Source organism: Aequorivita sp. IT1282, assembly GCF_058068205.1.
Map to the genome: position 1 here is coordinate 548,745 of NZ_JBYRHR010000001.1, position 16,945 is coordinate 565,689.

20 protein-coding genes are annotated in these 16,945 nt (G+C 34.8%); 11 read left to right on the forward strand and 9 right to left on the reverse strand.

Annotation, left to right across the window (positions count from 1 at the left end; translation table 11 throughout):
- Positions 1-6: 6 nt before the first annotated feature.
- A complete protein-coding gene (locus AC3RVG_RS02580; protein ID WP_489689867.1) occupies positions 7-1,827 on the reverse strand; it encodes a sodium:proton antiporter in 1,821 nt (606 codons plus the stop codon).
- Between the two features lie 96 nt (positions 1,828-1,923).
- Complete coding sequence (locus AC3RVG_RS02585; RefSeq protein ID WP_489689868.1) at positions 1,924-2,790, reverse strand: sigma-70 family RNA polymerase sigma factor; 867 nt, start codon at positions 2,788-2,790, stop codon at positions 1,924-1,926.
- Between the two features lie 420 nt (positions 2,791-3,210).
- On the opposite strand from AC3RVG_RS02585, the gene AC3RVG_RS02590 reads away from it, so the two are divergent.
- From AC3RVG_RS02590 to AC3RVG_RS02615, 6 genes are all read left to right on the forward strand, one after another.
- The gene (locus tag AC3RVG_RS02590; RefSeq protein WP_489689869.1) at positions 3,211-3,861 is read left to right on the forward strand and encodes a hypothetical protein; all 651 of its coding nucleotides are present in this window, start codon (positions 3,211-3,213) and stop codon (positions 3,859-3,861) included.
- Positions 3,862-4,022: 161 nt separating this feature from the next.
- Positions 4,023-4,472 carry a hypothetical protein gene (locus AC3RVG_RS02595; RefSeq protein ID WP_489689870.1) on the forward strand — a complete coding sequence of 150 codons (450 nt, stop codon included), beginning with the start codon at positions 4,023-4,025 and terminating at the stop codon, positions 4,470-4,472.
- Entirely contained in the window at positions 4,469-4,669 is a 201-nt protein-coding gene (locus AC3RVG_RS02600) for a helix-turn-helix transcriptional regulator (RefSeq protein ID WP_489689871.1), read from the forward strand. The genes AC3RVG_RS02595 and AC3RVG_RS02600 overlap by 4 nt, the downstream gene beginning before the upstream one ends.
- A 137-nt stretch (positions 4,670-4,806) precedes the next feature.
- On the forward strand, positions 4,807-6,546 hold the full coding sequence (locus AC3RVG_RS02605; RefSeq protein WP_489689872.1) for a thiamine pyrophosphate-dependent enzyme: 1,740 nt from the start codon (positions 4,807-4,809) through the stop codon (positions 6,544-6,546).
- 16 nt (positions 6,547-6,562) lie between these two features.
- On the forward strand, positions 6,563-6,868 hold the full coding sequence (locus tag AC3RVG_RS02610) for a hypothetical protein (RefSeq protein ID WP_489689873.1): 306 nt from the start codon (positions 6,563-6,565) through the stop codon (positions 6,866-6,868).
- A 22-nt stretch (positions 6,869-6,890) separates the two neighbouring features.
- On the forward strand, positions 6,891-7,346 hold the full coding sequence (locus tag AC3RVG_RS02615; RefSeq protein ID WP_489689874.1) for a universal stress protein: 456 nt from the start codon (positions 6,891-6,893) through the stop codon (positions 7,344-7,346).
- Between the two features lie 20 nt (positions 7,347-7,366).
- On the opposite strand, the gene AC3RVG_RS02620 is transcribed toward AC3RVG_RS02615, so the two are convergent.
- Positions 7,367-7,672 carry a hypothetical protein gene (locus tag AC3RVG_RS02620; RefSeq protein ID WP_489689875.1) on the reverse strand — a complete coding sequence of 102 codons (306 nt, stop codon included), beginning with the start codon at positions 7,670-7,672 and terminating at the stop codon, positions 7,367-7,369.
- A gap of 234 nt (positions 7,673-7,906) precedes the next feature.
- On the opposite strand from AC3RVG_RS02620, the gene AC3RVG_RS02625 reads away from it, so the two are divergent.
- The 3 genes from AC3RVG_RS02625 to AC3RVG_RS02635 all read left to right on the forward strand — a co-directional run bounded on the left by AC3RVG_RS02625 (position 7,907) and on the right by AC3RVG_RS02635 (position 10,858).
- Complete coding sequence (locus AC3RVG_RS02625; protein WP_489689876.1) at positions 7,907-8,212, forward strand: DUF1456 family protein; 306 nt, start codon at positions 7,907-7,909, stop codon at positions 8,210-8,212.
- Positions 8,213-8,903: 691 nt separating this feature from the next.
- Complete coding sequence (locus AC3RVG_RS02630; RefSeq protein ID WP_489689877.1) at positions 8,904-9,518, forward strand: YqaA family protein; 615 nt, start codon at positions 8,904-8,906, stop codon at positions 9,516-9,518.
- A gap of 74 nt (positions 9,519-9,592) precedes the next feature.
- Positions 9,593-10,858 carry an MFS transporter gene (locus tag AC3RVG_RS02635; protein WP_489689878.1) on the forward strand — a complete coding sequence of 422 codons (1,266 nt, stop codon included), beginning with the start codon at positions 9,593-9,595 and terminating at the stop codon, positions 10,856-10,858.
- A gap of 32 nt (positions 10,859-10,890) precedes the next feature.
- Here the strand turns inward: AC3RVG_RS02635 and AC3RVG_RS02640 are convergent, their stop codons facing one another.
- Positions 10,891-11,460 carry a DUF4256 domain-containing protein gene (locus tag AC3RVG_RS02640; protein WP_489689879.1) on the reverse strand — a complete coding sequence of 190 codons (570 nt, stop codon included), beginning with the start codon at positions 11,458-11,460 and terminating at the stop codon, positions 10,891-10,893.
- A gap of 10 nt (positions 11,461-11,470) precedes the next feature.
- Complete coding sequence (locus AC3RVG_RS02645; protein WP_489689880.1) at positions 11,471-12,223, reverse strand: YoaK family protein; 753 nt, start codon at positions 12,221-12,223, stop codon at positions 11,471-11,473.
- A 250-nt stretch (positions 12,224-12,473) separates the two neighbouring features.
- On the opposite strand from AC3RVG_RS02645, the gene AC3RVG_RS02650 reads away from it, so the two are divergent.
- On the forward strand, positions 12,474-13,535 hold the full coding sequence (locus AC3RVG_RS02650) for a toll/interleukin-1 receptor domain-containing protein (RefSeq protein ID WP_489689881.1): 1,062 nt from the start codon (positions 12,474-12,476) through the stop codon (positions 13,533-13,535).
- 81 nt (positions 13,536-13,616) lie between these two features.
- On the opposite strand, the gene AC3RVG_RS02655 is transcribed toward AC3RVG_RS02650, so the two are convergent.
- Both AC3RVG_RS02655 and AC3RVG_RS02660 read right to left on the reverse strand, forming a co-directional pair.
- Entirely contained in the window at positions 13,617-13,793 is a 177-nt protein-coding gene (locus AC3RVG_RS02655; protein ID WP_489689882.1) for a hypothetical protein, read from the reverse strand.
- Between the two features lie 74 nt (positions 13,794-13,867).
- Entirely contained in the window at positions 13,868-14,419 is a 552-nt protein-coding gene (locus AC3RVG_RS02660) for an ExbD/TolR family protein (protein WP_489689883.1), read from the reverse strand.
- 124 nt (positions 14,420-14,543) lie between these two features.
- Here AC3RVG_RS02660 and AC3RVG_RS02665 point away from each other — a divergent pair, with 124 nt between their 5' ends.
- A complete protein-coding gene (locus AC3RVG_RS02665) occupies positions 14,544-15,158 on the forward strand; it encodes a Crp/Fnr family transcriptional regulator (RefSeq protein WP_489689884.1) in 615 nt (204 codons plus the stop codon).
- A gap of 92 nt (positions 15,159-15,250) precedes the next feature.
- Here the strand turns inward: AC3RVG_RS02665 and AC3RVG_RS02670 are convergent, their stop codons facing one another.
- Both AC3RVG_RS02670 and AC3RVG_RS02675 read right to left on the reverse strand, forming a co-directional pair.
- Complete coding sequence (locus AC3RVG_RS02670) at positions 15,251-16,126, reverse strand: pirin family protein (protein ID WP_489689885.1); 876 nt, start codon at positions 16,124-16,126, stop codon at positions 15,251-15,253.
- Positions 16,127-16,270: 144 nt separating this feature from the next.
- Positions 16,271-16,795: a YceI family protein gene (locus AC3RVG_RS02675; RefSeq protein WP_489689886.1), complete on the reverse strand. Its 525-nt coding sequence runs from the start codon at positions 16,793-16,795 to the stop codon at positions 16,271-16,273.
- Positions 16,796-16,945: the final 150 nt, after the last annotated feature.

Sequence of the window (16,945 nt, forward strand, 5' to 3'; positions counted from 1 at the left end):
TTTGATTTAAAATAGTGTTGAAAGCATAAAAGTACCTAAAATCCAGAGGATTATAGAAAGCACACCTCCAATTATAAAAAAATGTTTGAACTTATAAAAGCCCATTCCGTATATTAATGTATTGGTTTGATAGCCCATTGGAGTGAAGAAACTGAAATTCGCTCCAAATAAAACGGCAAGTATAAATGGCTTCATAGATAAGTCTAATCCAACGGCAACTGCTATCGCTATTGGCGTCATTATAATAGCTGTGGCATTGTTGCTAACAACGCTACTTAAAAGCATTGTAATAAGAAATATTAATCCGATTACTACAATATTTGATCGTCCACTTAAGATTTCTAAAAGGTTGTCTGAAATCCATTTATCTGCTCCGGTATTATGCATAGCAATTCCCAAAGGAATCATACCGGCAAGCAGAAAAATTACCTGCCAATTTATACGATGATAAACATCGTTAAGATCCAAACAACGGGTTAATAGTAAAAGTGAAACCCCCGTTATTGCACTAATTAGAATACTAAGTACACCGCTTGCTGCCAAACCAATTACCAATAATAATATAACGAAAGACATTGCTCTCTTTTTAGTATTTACGGATTGTGACTTATGTTCCCGTAAAATAGCGACATTCTCTAAATCGTAGAGTTGGTTTATTTCATTGGTGGGTATTTCTACTAACAATCTGTCCCCGGGTTTAAGGCTTATTTTATCCATATCCTTTCTAACCAAACGTTCCTCGGTATTCCTTATATTCCTTCTTTTTTTAATTGCTATAGGTAAGGCATTATTAAAAGTTTGTTTTCTTAATTGCTTTAAAGTTTTACCAATTAATGTAGAACCAGGTAAGATGAGCACTTCTACAAAACCCCAATCCTCTGACTTTTTGGGAGCTTCAGCGTCTTCTTTAACTTCCAGCTCATTATTTCTTGAAATATCTTGCTTTTTATGAATGCTGAGACCTTGGTCATCATTTAGTTTAGAGAGATTTTCTAAATCGCACATTAATACTAGTTTGTCATTCTCTTTAAGTGTAATGTATTTACCAGGCGCATTGGTAATTTGCTTATTTCTAGTGAGTTTTAAAATAGAAATATCGGGGTTGTTATATAGAAATGTATCTTCTATGTTTTTGTCAATTAATTTAGAGTCTTTATTAATTATAACTGTAGTTACGAAGCTTTCTAAATCGTAAGCGTCGTGTAAATTTTCTTTAGAATCCTTCGGAAGCCATCTTGAAGCTATTGTTATTACAATAATCCCAACCACTAAAAAAACTGCTCCAAACATAGAAAATTCAAAAAAACTGAAGCGTTCCGCACCCAAGTCTCGTGCTACTGAATTTACAATTAGGTTTGTTGAGGTACCCATTAAAGTGCAGCTACCGCCCATAATACCTGCAAAAGATATAGGTAATAGTAATTTACCTTGCGACAGGTTAAAGCGCTTGGATAATTCTGAAATAATTTTGATAAAAACTATTACAACCGCCGTAGTGTTTATAAAGGCCGAAATACCGCCCGTTATAAGCATAAGTACGGGTAGCAACAGAAATAATGGTAATATGTGTAGATTTTTTAGAAAGCGCGCTAGTGAAGCAATTACGCCATTGTCTTCAAGCGCTAGTGCTATAATCATCAATGAAAGCACTGTAATGGTAGCCGTATTGGAGAATCCTGAAATAGCTTCTTCAGGTTCTACTAAACCCGTAAGTGCGAGTGAGGCCACGAGAAGCATCGCAATTTTGTCTACAGAAAAGACTTCAAATGCGAAAAGGATAATGGTAACAAACAGAATAGAAAAAACGAGAATTATTTCTGTATTCATTTTAATGAATGGTTAGTCTGATAAAGATAACCGCAGAAATAATTCTCGTTCCTAAGAATTTCATAAAATATTGACAGCGCCAATATTTTTAACATTTTATCCTAAATACTTTTTAAGAATGTGGCTTTTTGAAGTTTGTCTTAGTCTTCTAATTGCTTTTTCACGAATCTGACGCACGCGTTCACGGCTCAAATCGAAAGTATCTCCAATCTCTTGAAGCGTCATTGGCGGTTGTCCGCAAAGTCCGAAATTCAATTTTACTACATCAGCTTCACGTGGCGCTAAAGTATCTAACGCACGATTAATTTCAATACGAAGTGATTCGTGCAACAAGTTTTTATCTGGATTCGGGCTTTCACCTGAACTTAGAACATCATATAAATTGTTGTCATTTTCGCCCTCTTGAAAAGGTGCGTCCATGGACAAACTTCTAGTTGAATTTTTAAGTGAACTTTTCACTTTAGATTCACTAAAATCAAGTTCTTTAGCAATTTCGGCTGCCGTTGGTACACGTTGAAATTTTTGTTCAAGATGAATGGAAGCCTTTTTTATTTTATTGATATCGCCAATTTTATTCAACGGCAAGCGAACCACTCTCGATTGTTCTGCTATAGCCTGTAAAATTGCTTGACGTATCCACCATACTGCATAAGAAATAAACTTGAAACCTCTAGTTTCATCAAATCGCTTGGCTGCTTTTACCAAACCCACATTTCCTTCATTAATAAGATCGGGTAGACTCAATCCCTGATTTTGATATTGTTTCGCCACGGAAATCACAAACCTTAAATTCGCTCTACTTAGCTTATTCAAAGCAGCCTGATCTCCTTCACGAATGCGCTGAGCCAACTCAACTTCTTCCTCCGCAGTTATTAAATCAATTTTACTAACATCCTGTAAATAACTGTTTAAAGATTTGGTTTCGCGGTTGGTTACTTGCTTCGTGATCTTAAGTTGTCTCATATATTCTCTTGTTTTTAATAATAACACGGCATAGTATGACATTTTAGGGTAATTTCCAAATACTTAACACAACTTGTTAAAATTTGTTAGTCCATTATTTTTTCTTACATTCAAAAAAAAAATTATATGAAATTCAACAAAAACATGCTTTTAGCCATTTTTCTCTTAATTAATACGACAATCTTTGCACAAAAGCCCACTGAAGTACCTAAACCCAGTGAATCACCAATAGACATAACGAACCCGGCAGATGTAATTATTTATATCGTACTTCCGTTATGTGCAATCTTGTTGTATTTTATTTGGAAGAATAAACGAAAAAATAAGAATAAATAATTTATGATATTATAGTAATTTTATAATAATCTGAATACTATTTTTGGTGCAGTTGTTGTTAGCTACTTGGAAACTATTTAAATTATGTTGAAATATTTTTTTCTACTGACTTTTGTTTTGATTACTTGGACCACCTTTTCTCAAATAGAATTGCCAAGTAGTTCCGTGCGTTTTGATGCTCCAGACGCAAATGTGAGCAGCTCAACCGGTTTTGAAATTCCTGCAATAAAAACACCCTCACTTTCAAATACTAAAAACCCAAATACACCAAACAATTCAGATTTAGGAAAGGAAAAGGAGAAACAGATCGATATGCAAAACGGCGACGGTTTAATGGAATACACTACTAATAAGACGCCGAAATATTTCACCGATGACAAGGAAATTAAAGCAGAGTACGGAAAGGACCAATATTTAGGCGATTTTAAAACGAAAGCTAAAACAGCAACATTTATGTATCGCGATCATCAATTTGTGGATGGCGATATGATTCGAGTTTATGTGAATAACCAAATTGTAATTCCGCAAGCGAGACTAGAAGGAACTTTTAAAGGCTTTGACGTTCCGCTGCAAGATGGTTTCAATAAAATAGATTTTGAAGCATTAAATCAAGGTACTTCCGGGCCAAATACAGCACAATTAAATATCTACGACGAAATAGGTAATCTGCTAGCGTCTTACGAGTGGAATCTTCTTACTGGCAATAAAGCCACAGCCATATTGGTGAAGCAGTAAGTTTCAAACAATTTATTTAAGTACACAAAATCCTAGACAAAATCTCAAGGATTAGTACGTATTTGCAATATATTGAAATGTAAAGCTAGTTTTACAAAATAAATAGTATATTTGTCTTATTGTTAAGTTTACTTGTATTTATTAATTTAAAAACTTAGATTATGTTAAAGAATAAAATATGTGCTTCAGAAGAGCGAAGGCTACACTGGTTGATTAATTTTAAATTACCAAACGTTTGGAAAAAAATAGGATGGGGGGTTCTTATAATTTCCTTTACACTTCTTATTTTGACAAAATTTATAGAAGGTGACATGTTAGTAGTTAAATCGATTTTGAAAAAAATGTCGCTACTCGGTTTATTGATTGTTGTAATTTCAAAAGAAAAAATTGAAGATGAACGTATTGAAAACCTAAGAAGTAAATCATTTACATTGGCTTTTATACTTGGGGTTATTTATGTGCTGGTTCAACCTTTAATAAATTATATTGTATTCCTTTTATTTAGACCTGAGAAAGCAATTTTTCAAGATTTAGGTGATTTTCAAATACTGTGGTTTCTTTTAATTGTTTACTTAACAGCATTTTGGTCCTTAAAAAGGAGAAACGCATGAAAAATACGCTAAAAGTAGAGAGGGCCATTCTCAACCTTACTCAGGAAGATTTGGCACAAAAAATCGGGGTTTCCAGACAAACAATTAATTCTATTGAAACTAATAGATATGTGCCTTCCACGCTTTTGGCACTAAAGCTTTCCATTGTTTTCAATAAACCAGTAAATGACTTTTTTAATTTGGAAGAAAAAGATTAGCATCAATTCAGTTTATCTTTTTGATTTTCAGGATGTAGTTGTTGTCTCCGTTAAAATTCACTTAATAAAATGAAATAGTATTTCCTAAACGTCCATTTTATTTTCAAGGTCTGTAACTTTATAAGAAAATGTAACTTATGAATGTTTCTGAACAAATTCTTGAAATTCTTAAAAATGTTGGTGTTACTCAAATTTGGGGGGTAACCGGCGATGCACTTAACACTTTTACCGACGCGCTTCGTGGAGATGAAGATTTAAAGTGGAAAGCAGTAAGGCACGAAGAAAACGGCGCTTTTGCCGCCTGCGCCGAAGCGCAAATGACTGGCAATTTAGCAGTCTGTGCTGGAACCGTTGGACCAGGAACACTTCATTTAATTAATGGTCTTTACAACGCAAAAAAAGAACGCGTTCCCGTACTTGCGCTAAGTGGGCAAGTAGCACGCGTAAATATGGGCACCAATTATTTTCAAGAAGTTGGGCTTACTAAAGTATTCGACGATGTTTGTGCATATCAAGCCGTAATTCGTTCTGCCGAAGAAGCGCCACGCGTTGTTTTAAAAGCCATTCAGATTGCTTTGGAGCAACGAGCCGTAGTTCGCGTAGAAATTCCTGTTGACATTGCAGTAGAGAAAGCAAGTGGAGATCATTATTTGCATCCAGTTTTTCATGGAAATGCGGTTTTAGTACCTTCAGATGAAGATATAAACCTTGTTGCAAATGCTATTAACGAAGCAAAGAAAATTACCATACTTGCTGGTTCCGGATGCGTTGAAAGTAGGGAGGAAGTACTCGCACTTTCCGAAAAAATTAAAGCTCCAATTGTACATACGCTACGCTCTTCAGACATAATCCATAACGACGATAAAAATGTGGTTGGTCTCACAGGGCTTATTGGAAACCCTTCAGGCTATCACGCTGTAATGAAGGCAGATTTACTTGTAATGTTAGGAACAGATTTTCCTTACAGCAACTTTTTGCCAGACAATTCAAAAATTATTCAAATAGACAACCGCGTCGAAAATATTGGGAATCGCGTAAAAGTAGATATTGGTGTGCAGGGCGATTGTTTGGCAACACTTCAGAAACTAGATTCTAAAATTCTTCCGAAGAAAGATTCTGAATTCTTGGACAATTTGGTTGAAAACTTCAATAAATGGAAAAAACAAAAAAAGGAAAGTAGTAGTTTAAAAAATGACCAAGAACCATTGCATCCGCAGCTTTTTATGAATGTATTAAATGAAAAAGCTTCTGCCGATGCGTGTTTTACGGTAGACGTTGGCGAAAGTGCTATTTGGGTGGCACATCATTTAACGCTTCACAGTAAAAGAAGATTACTCGGTTCTTTTAATCACGGTTCTATGGCTGTTGGTTTTCCGGCAGCAATGGGTATTCAATCTGTCAATCCCGGTCGTCAAGTTTGGGCAATTGTGGGCGACGGCGCCTTTGGAATGTGCATGAATGATTTTATTACAGCAGTTCGTTATGACTGGCCCGTAAAGATTTTGGTATATAATAATAGTCAGCTTGGCTTCGTGAAAATTGAAATGGAAGAAGCTGGTTATGCAATGTCAAATGAAGCGCTCACTTTACAAAACCCAAATTTTGCAGAATACGCCAAACTTTGTGGAGGGGATGGAATTAGAGTTGAAAAAGCCGCAGATATTGAAAAGGCAATAGAAATGGCAATTGCTTCGCCAAAACCATTTATAATAGATGCAGTTACAACCCCGGGTGAACTTTCTTTGCCACCGCATATAACATTAGATCAAGCTTGGGGCTTCGGAAAATCTAAAATGAAGGAAATTCTTTTAGCGGTTAAAGGCGATAAAGACCAAAAGAATAATCTGATGGCTGAAATAAAGTCTTTTTTCAACTAAACCAAGTTAATATAAAATGGAAGAATTAAAAATAATTATAGCTTCCACCGCCAGATGGATGGAAGCAGTAGGTGTGGCAATAATAGCAACAATTACTTGCACCACAATTTGGCCAGTTTATGGTTTCTCCATTTTTGGAATGCTAATTTTCGGAATTGGTATTTATGATTTATTTCAAAAAAAACATGCTATCCTTCGCAACTTCCCAGTACTGGGGCATATAAATTTTATCTTTAAACAAGGAGAAACCGAAATTAAATGTTACGAAGTAATTTATCCCTCGGTTTATGAAGGAAAACTTCGAAAAGAAAGCTATATTTAATTCAGAATATAAACCGACAACTATGAAAAAAATACTGATAACGCTCGATTATAACCCAGACTCCGAAAAGGTAGTAAACATGGGAAATCAACTTGCAAAATTGATGAATGCTGAAATTTGTTTATTTCATGTGCTGGCAGAAGTACGTTATTACGGAATGCAGTACGAACCATTTATGGGCTACGAAGGATACGCATTTCCGGTAGATTTCAGAATTCAGGAGGAATTTGTGAAAGTGGCGAAAGATTATCTTGAAAAAACGGCTACTCATTTAGGCGGAAAAAATGTTACAACCCATTTAGCCGAGGGTGATACCGCGAAATGCATCTTAGAATATGCTGAAGAATGGAATGCAGATGTAATTGTAATGGGCACTCACAGCCACGGTGCTTTGGAAAAATTATTTTTAGGGACGGTTGCCTCTAGTGTTTTGGAAGACACAAAAATCCCGGTTTACATGGTGCCAACCGGGAATTAATTTCTAAAACAAATAATTTACTAGAGAGGTTCGTCCTGCTCTAAATTTTCATTATCCTCGCCGCCTAAGCTAAAGAGTTTGTTTTCTTCATCATTCAGACCGTTGCCATTAGACTTTTTAGCTTGATTTCGGCCGGGGACGTCGAGGTCTTTTCCCGCAATATCTACTTTTTCTTCTCTGTCGCGAAGTTGTTGGTCATCTCCTCCGTCGCCGTGAATGTTATTCTGCGCAAGAATCTCTTTATCATGTTTCGTTACATTCGGATTATAGGGTAGTTTTTGATCAGTATTCTTTGATGTTGAATCTTTTTTTTCTGAATTTTTCATTTGAATTTATTTTTAAGAATTAGAAAAAATGGTTGCTCATATAAAAGTTTAAAGAATAATTAGAAACCTTAAATGTTTAGCAAGCAACTCACAAGTTTTCTTTTAAAGATATTCGAAAAGCGAAAAAGGGAATTTCTATTTAACACACATTAAATAAAAATATAACAGGTATTTAAGGTTTACCGCTTAAATTTATACCTTCGCAAACAGAACAATTCAAACTAAAAATTATTTATGGCACTTTCAAACAACGATATAATGAAAAAACTACGCGTGGCTCACAAATTCCGCGATGAGGATATTGTGAAGATATGTTCGTTAGTAGATTTTGCTGTAACTAAGAGTGAATTGGGCGCAATTTTCAGACATGAGAGTCATGAAAAGTATATGGAGTGCGGCGATCAGTTTTTACGAAATTTTTTGAACGGGTTGGTAATTCACTTAAGAGGGCCCATGCCAGAGCGGAAAGTTGCAAAACCAGAAAATAAAAAACCAATTGTGCCAAGACCAAGGCCGAATAGGGGCAAAGAAAAAAGCTAAATTAAATTTCTTCAATCTAGCTTCACTCAATTTTTAATTTTATAATTCTCAATAAATATTTTTGCATATTTTTCTGATTGTGGGATCCTCAAACAGTCGATGATGTGTGCTTAAGTACTGTAAGGTATGCTGTTCCTGCGATCCGCATTTAATTCTTCTTTGAATGTGTCGTAAAGTTTTCATCTTTTGATTTTCTTCAACTAAGTTAATTAAAACGTCTTTTCAAATTCCATTTGTATGCATTGGAATTGGTGGGTCTGTGTTGTTTTACATTGCTGTCTAAAGTTCTCATGGTTTTTAATTTTAATTGTTTGTAGTTTAATTTTTAGTGAAATCTTCTTTTCAAATTCCAAGAATAAGCTTTTGAAGTTTTCATTTTTGCTGTTAACTGATTGTTGTTTAAAGTTCTCATTGTTTTTAATTTATTGGGTTATAACTAATAGACGAAGAAAATGCTATGTTGTTACAGTACTATGCAATGCAAAGTACTAATTTAACGAAATATTAACTTTTAGCTATTTCTTTAAATGAACGAAAAGGGCGGAAATGTTTAACATTCTATTAACCCTCAATCAATTGCCAATTGCTTGCAGAGTAGGGGCTTTAGGGCTATATTTGCACATTACAATACAATATACACGGCATTTTGCCGAAGTATTATAGATTAGAATAGTATTATCCCAAGTTAGAAATGAACACTGTAAGAAAATCTGAAACAAATAGACTTAAGCGTACCCACTTATATTATAAATACACTGGTTTTTATTCATTTGTAGGTCAAAGTCTTAAAAAAGCAATTATACCAATTTTTGTGGTTATTGCTTTATTGGTTGTATTGGATTTATACGTAGTAGATTTCAGTAATCTCTTTACGTACATTACTGTTACTTACGCGCCAATTAATATATTACTTGTTTTTCTTGCTTCCGAATCATTCTTGGGGCTTGTACCACCAGAAATTTTTATTGCCTGGAGCGATAAAATGCCACAACCTATACTTTATCTAACACTCTTAGCAACGCTCTCGTACATTGGTGGTATAATTTCATTCTTTATAGGAAAATGGATTTTCACTATTCCACGCGTATTTGCTTATATGGAAGGAAAGATGAAAAAACACTTAAGGCATATTCGTAAATGGGGTGGCTTTTTAATCGTTGTGGGTGCTTTATTGCCTATACCTTTTTCTATGACAAGTATGGCGGCAGGTATGATTCACTACAAGTTTAAAAACTACCTTTTGTTTGGCTTGCTACGTTTTGTACGATTTTATCTTTATGCAATTGCTATATTCAGTTTGCTATAGTACTTTCGTGGCGTAGAAGTATTTTCTTCGGAAAAATGCTCTCTATTTTCAATTAACTTCCTCCTTTAAATTAAATGAAGAAAATAGATCCTTACGCTGCTTTACGATTTCGAGAGTTCAATATTTTTCTTTTTGTTCGTTTTGCAATGGTTTTTGCCTGGAGCATGCAATTTGTTGTAATTGAATGGGAAGTATACAGTATTACTAAAAATCCACTTTCTTTAGGAATTATAGGTTTAATGGAAGTAATTCCTGCGGTGTCTATGGCACTTTTTGCTGGTCACATTGTAGATCAAAAAGAAAAACGCGGACTTTTAATTAAGTGTATTCTTGGGTTTTCCGTCGTTAGTTTAGGTCTTTTTCTTATAACTTGGCCATACATAATAGCCGATCTTCCTACAGATACGATACTATACACAGTTTACTTTTTAGTTTTCCTCGGTGGTATTGTTCGGGCATTTCTCGGGCCTACTATATTTTCACTCTTCTCATTATTAGTTCCTAAAAAGGTATATCCTAATGCTGCAACTTGGAGCAGTTCTGTTTGGCAAATGGGCGCTGTGGTTGGTCCCGCATTCGGTGGGTTTTTTATTAATTGGATTGGTGTTCACTGGTCAATGTGTTTCGTTTTTGCTTTTTCATTGATGGCTTTACTATTGTTACTACAGATACCGAAGAAGCCAATTTTAAACCCGAATATTGGCGAGCCTATTTTTAAAAGTTTAAAACAGGGTATTAAATTCGTAATGAATACGAGAGTAATTTTAGGAGCACTTACTTTAGATATGTTTGCTGTGTTATTTGGTGGAGCAGTAGCGTTGCTTCCTATTTACGCACAGGATATTCTTAAAGTTGGGCCAGAAGGTTTTGGTATATTACGCGCTGCGCCAGCCGTGGGAGCGTTATTAATAATGTTTACATCTGCACACTTCCCACTTAACAAAAATGCTGGAATGAAACTTCTTACTGCAATTTTCGGATTCGGAATTTGCATTATTATTTTTGGTGTTTCTACTTGGTTTTGGGTGTCGGTAGTAGCGCTTTTCCTAAGTGGAGCAACAGATGGTATTTCTATGGTAATACGACAGACTATCCTTCAATTGCGTACGCCAGATGCTATGCGAGGCCGTGTAGCTTCGGTTAATTCTATGTTTGTAGGATCATCAAATGAGTTGGGTGCTTTTGAAAGCGGACTTACAGCAAAGTTAATGGGTACGGTAACCGCAGTAGTTTTTGGAGGTGGAATGACGATACTTACCGTTATTGGTACAGGAGCCTTCTTTCCAAAATTGCGAAAGTTAGATTTACGAAAAGATATAGAAGAACACGAACGAGAGTAATATATTGAAATTCTGCAATTCGAATTTTATATTTAAATCTTTAATAATCCTCGAAACCCTCTCCCAGCATAGTAAGATTGAACCCCATTGTGATAAATAAACACAGTATTAAAACGATAATCGCCAAAAATGGCACCGCCCAATTTTCTAATACTTTCAGGGGTTTTTAGCCAACACGACGTTTTAGTATCAAACTTTCCAAGTTTTTGTAATTCGCAATATTGCTCTTCAGTTAAAAGTTCGATTCCTATTTCTGCTGCCATACCAATTGCACTATTTTTTGGCTTGTGCTCTTTTCTCGCCTCCAGCGCTTCATTATCATAACAAAGACTTCGACGGCCTTTCGGACTTTCTAACGCGCAGTCATAAAATATGTATTCGTTAGTTTTTTTGTCGAAACCAATAACATCGGGTTCGCCACCAGTTTCTTCCATTTGGTTGAGTGACCAAAGTTTTTCGGGTTTAGAATCAAGCTTTTTTTGAACTTCAAACCATTCTATTTTCGGGTGCCGTATTGAGTTTTTTTCGAAACGGGTTTTCAAAATTTTAATCAATTCGTTGTGTTGCTCTGTTGTCAACGTTCTTTTATCTGTTGTTTTCATAACCGATAATTTAATTTGCTTGCTTCGCTATTTTTCTTTGTTTAAACCTTCTTTTTGTTTTGATTACACCAAATCTGAAATCGTCATAAAAGAGGCTTCCTAATAAAATTATAGCAGCCAATAATAATGTATTCAACTTTAAATGTAAGGCAGAATAACAAATTCCGCCAATAATTCCGCCAAAAAAGAAGAAGGAAATTATATAAACACGCAGTTTTATTGTGGATCTAATTTTCTCCCTATTTGGATGTGCTTTGGGAAAAAACAACTGCGAAAGTTCAATCCCTAAATCGGTGAAAAGCCCAGTTAAATGTGTGGTTCTTACAATTGCATTCGAAATTTTTGTTACATAAGAATTCTGCATTCCCATAGAAAAAAGTAGCAAACAGGCTATTAAATCGGGATATAGGTTTTCTGTAAAATTGCTAAAAACAGCAACCGCTATCAAAATAAAAGATTCAGTTAAGGTGGGAATAACAAAAACGTTTAGCTTTTTGTTGGCTCTAAATTTTTCAATTAGAAAGCTCGATGAAAATGAACCAAATAAAAATGAAAAAATATAAACGAAATAAATAGTGCCTTTCCAGAATTCAAAATTTTCAAGATCAAACATAAATTGAGCGAAATGCCCAGTTACGTTTGTAGTAAGTTGTTTGATGGATAAAAACCCAGTTACATTTACAATTCCAGCCACAAAAGATAATACAGTGGCAATTTGCAGATTGTGCTTTAATGTTCTGCTCTTACCTTGATGTCTAAACATTTAATCATCATTTGGGTTAAAATTTTACGTCTTTGGAATTAGACGCGTGTGCTTTTATTATTTAGTACAAAACTAATGATTTTCAGCTATCAATGACTTTTCATTAATGAAAATGATATTGAGAATTATAGAATTTCACATTTTTATCGGCACGGTAAATTATTAGTATAAATCATTATATTTACATAACAATCCTCACCAAATTTTCCCAAATTTTTCTGATTTAATTACATTTTTAAAATGTTTTTATATGAAACTATTTTTTAGTTATTCGAGAGCCCAAGAGGCAGAACTTGCAAATATAGTACACGCATCCAAAGTTTATCACGAGTGTTGGTACGACCAAAATATTGGAGCTGGCGATGAATGGTGGAAAGAAATCTTATCGCAAATTCGAAATTGTGAAATTTTTGTTTTTTTACTTTCCAAAGAATCTACAAAATCGAAAGCCTGCCAGGCCGAACTTACTTATGCAGATCAATTGGGAAGGCATATAATCGCACTTCAGATTGACGATTTGGATGCCACCTTTATGCCTCATTTATTAAAAAACAATAACACAACACCCTACAAGCCAGAAAACGAAGGTAGAGAGGTGAGATTTGCAACAATCTTAAAAAACATCAGTGATAATATAAGCGAATTCAGCAAAAATTGGACAGATCCCAGTTTGGTTCCTGAACCGGTAATTCCTATTACTGAATTGAGCGATATTTATTCAATTATAATGCAAGGGGAACCGTTAATTGCCGCAGAACAGCGGGATCTTTTATTTAGACTCGAAAAGTTGCTCGATAAGAAATTGGATGATCCAGAAAAAATTAAATACGCAATAAACGCGTTTTTAGAAAGGGATGATACAACGGTTTATATTGGAGAAAAACTTAAGGCATTAATTTTATCTGGCCCAAGTCCAGGACCAAGCAATTATGTTTTGGAAGCCGTTATATCACAGGTTGGACAATTTACAGACGATAAATATATTGGTAAAAGATTAGCGAATAAAACGCACAATCCAACATTTTTACACGGTCAATGGCGATTGCTAAAAAGCATTCAAAATAACCAATTCATTCCATTAATGATGGAGGAGAATATTGTATTCAAAAACGATTTTTCATTCTTACTGATTCAAAATTATATGCAAACCAATTTTGGAACTTTTAGTTTTCAAAACGAATTTTTGACCATTTACTTTATGAACGGCGTTCGAGATACTAGATGTTTTCAATGTTTTGAAAATGAACTGTTCATTGTGCAATTTATGAACACAGTAGCTTTTAATATTGCTATTTACCAACGTATACATTGAAATTAATATTTTCAAAATTGAGAGGTAGAAGCTGGTGAAGTTTTTGGAACTTCTCGACCTTGTAATAAAACCCTAATACTATCAACCTTCTGTATCATAAAACCATTCCTCTGCGCGAACAACTGCTAACTGTATAGCTTTTTCTTCAGAAATGCCGCCTTTCTTCATAAGCTGCTCTGCTATTTCCAAGGCTTTTTCGCGTACCTGAGGAGTTAAATTATCGAGCTTTGGTTTAAAATTTTCGAAAGTCCAATTCATATTAATTTTCGTTTGAAATTATTATTAAAAGTAGTCTTTCAATCGTTTATAATAATAAATCAGGGGAATAAGATTTATAGAGAAGATTCAATTATTCGGAAAGGATATGCATCCTGCATTTTTTTAAGTTCTCCATCAGTTATGGTTTTAACATCCGTTTTCAAAACAGTTAAAACGTAATTTTCACGTAATTCAAAATATGCCTTTGCAATTTCATCCTGAATTGTAATATAACTTTGATAGGGAGCTTCCCTATGAATTGATAAAGAAATTGAAGCTTTTTTAGGATTGTCTGAAGCTTCTGCAAGCTGGATGCCGTTGCAGTAAACACAGGATTTGTCGGCGTTATTGTCTATAAATATTTTCAATTCGTCTGTTAAATCTTCAAGTTTAATAAGGATTTTATTCGCCATGATTTCACCGTTTTCATTAACGCTGATGCTAAAAATATTATTCTTTTTAAGTGGAATATTACAATCTGCTCCGGGCGGACACGGTTGCGGAAGTTCGCGCGCAATTCCTTTATCGTTTGGAATCATTGATGTTACCAAGAAGAAAATTAAAAGTAAAAAAGCAATGTCGGCCATACTACCGGCATTCACGGAGGGCATATTTGAATTTCTCATAATTAAAAATGGTTTAGTGTTCTCTTAATCAGGAAACAAAAAAAGTGCCACAAGTTTATTTTTAAACTCGAAATCTGTTTCCGAAGAAAACTGTAATTTTAAAACGCTTAAAAATTCAACTTAAATGACGCCAGAAAAAAGTAAAATAGAATCCAGTTTTTATAACTATTTAGTGGAAACTGCGGGAATGACCGAAGGCGAGGCTGCGGAAGCTACTTCAGATTTAAAACGAATTAACTATAAAAAAGGAGACATAGTTTTGAAGAAAGGCGATTTGTGCAAACATTCTTTTTTTGTAGAAAAAGGCTTGCTGCGATCGTACATGCTTGATGAAGATGGAAAAGAGCACGTAATACAGTTTGCGCCAGAAAATTGGTTTATTGTAGACAGGAGTAGTGTTTATTTTAATGATACTTCTGAAAGTTATATTGAAGCAATCGAGGATGCCGAAGTAGTTTTAATAAACGAACAGTTTATTTGTAAAACGATTGAAAGTACGCCTGCTTACAGCAAGTTTAATGATAAGTTGCTGCACAATCATATTAGGCAGATGCAAAAACGGATTAATCTTTTACTAGGTGCAACTGCCGAAGTGCGTTATTTAAGTTTTATTAAAACCTACCCAGATCTGTTACTTCGGGTTCCACAATGGATGATTGCTTCTTATTTGGGAATAACGCCCGAAAGCCTTAGCCGTGTTCGGAAAGAGCTCGCTCATAAAAATTTTAAGCCGAGTTGAAAATTGTCAAATCGAACGCAGTCGGGGACAAATTTTAGTTCAATATTGTACAACTAAAAAGTTCTCGACTGCGCTCGATCAGACCTTGGGATTTATTCTAAATATCCAAATTTACCCATGTTGAAATCACTTATAGCTTGAACTATTTCGGCTCGTGTGTTCATTACAAATGGTCCTTGAGCTACAATGGGTTCATTAATTGGTTCGCCGCTAAGTACTAATACCAAAGCGTTGTCGGTAGCTTCAATTGTAAACTCTTCACCTTCATTTTTAAATAATCCTAAACCGTCAGTTTTAATTTCTTCAGTATTATTCACTTTAATATTCCCTTCAATTACTAATACAACTGTGTTGTAGTTTTCCGGAAAACTAAAAGTCGCTTTTCCACCTTTATTTAGCTTCGCGTTTAGCATATGCACCGGTGTAAATGTAAAGGCCGGACCTTTTTCGCCCGTGTACTCGCCGGCAATTACTTCAACAATTCCTGCATTATTTGGGAGTTGCACTTTTTTCATTTCAGCATTTGTGATGCCTTGATATTTTGGTGGGCTCGTTTTATCTTTCGCTGGAAGATTTACCCATAATTGCACCATTTGGAAATCGCCGCCCGCTTCGCTAAAATTTTCCTCGTGGTATTCTTTGTGAAGAATCCCCGAAGCAGCCGTCATCCATTGCACATCGCCTTCGCCAATAACCCCGCTATTGCCAGCGCTGTCGTGGTGAGCAACACTGCCTTTGTACGCAATAGTTACCGTTTCAAATCCTTTGTGCGGATGTACGTCTACGCCACGTGGTTTATCTGTGGGTGGAAAGTAAAATTTACTATTGTAATCCATCATTACAAACGGATTCATTCTTTCAAAACCTTCGCCTATTCCTGAAGGAATATATTGATGAACCCTAAAACCATCACCAACCATATGTGGGCGAGGAGGAGTTAATACGCGATCTATTTTTCGTGTTTTCATTGTATTAATTGTATTAAAATTAATAATATAAAATTACTTCATATTACACTGAAATGCATTGATGTATGATAAGTTCGATGCATTTTTAAAAAGAAAAAATTCGGCTTTTGGGCCGAATCTTTTTCAATATTTAAATGTCGGAAATTATTGCTTTACAAATTGAAGGGAAGCAATCAGTTTTACTTTGTCGCTAACTACAATACTTCCTGCTTCGGTTACGGCACTCCAAGTAAGTCCAAAATCTTTTCTGTTTACCGTGCCCTCAAATTCAAAACCTGCTTTTGTTTGTCCGTAAGGATCTACAGCCGTTCCGTTGTATTCAGCGTCTAAGGTAATTTCTTTAGTAACCCCTTTAATGGTTAAATCGCCAATCATTTTTTCACCGTTAAATGATTTTGAAGTGAAAGTAAGCTTCGGAAATTTTTCAGCACCAAAAAAGTCATCACTTTTTAAATGGGTATCGCGATCTTTATTATTTGTGTTCACTGAATCAATTTCAGCCTGAAAGCTAAATTTTGCATTTTTGAAATTTTCATCATCAGTTTCAACCTTGCCATCAAACTTTTCAAAATTCCCAGTTACCGTTGACATCATCATATGCTTTACCTTGAAATTAATTTCAGAATGTGAAACGTCAATATTCCAAGTAGATTTTTCTTTTGTACTCATATCGTTATGTATTTAAATATTAATTATCTGTACAGCAAAACTACCGCGCATTAGAAACCCCTGCATTGATGTATGATAAGAAATTATACAGCTTTAATTATATATGAATAGTTGAAGGTTTCATTTTTAAAAGGTATCCGATTATACTTT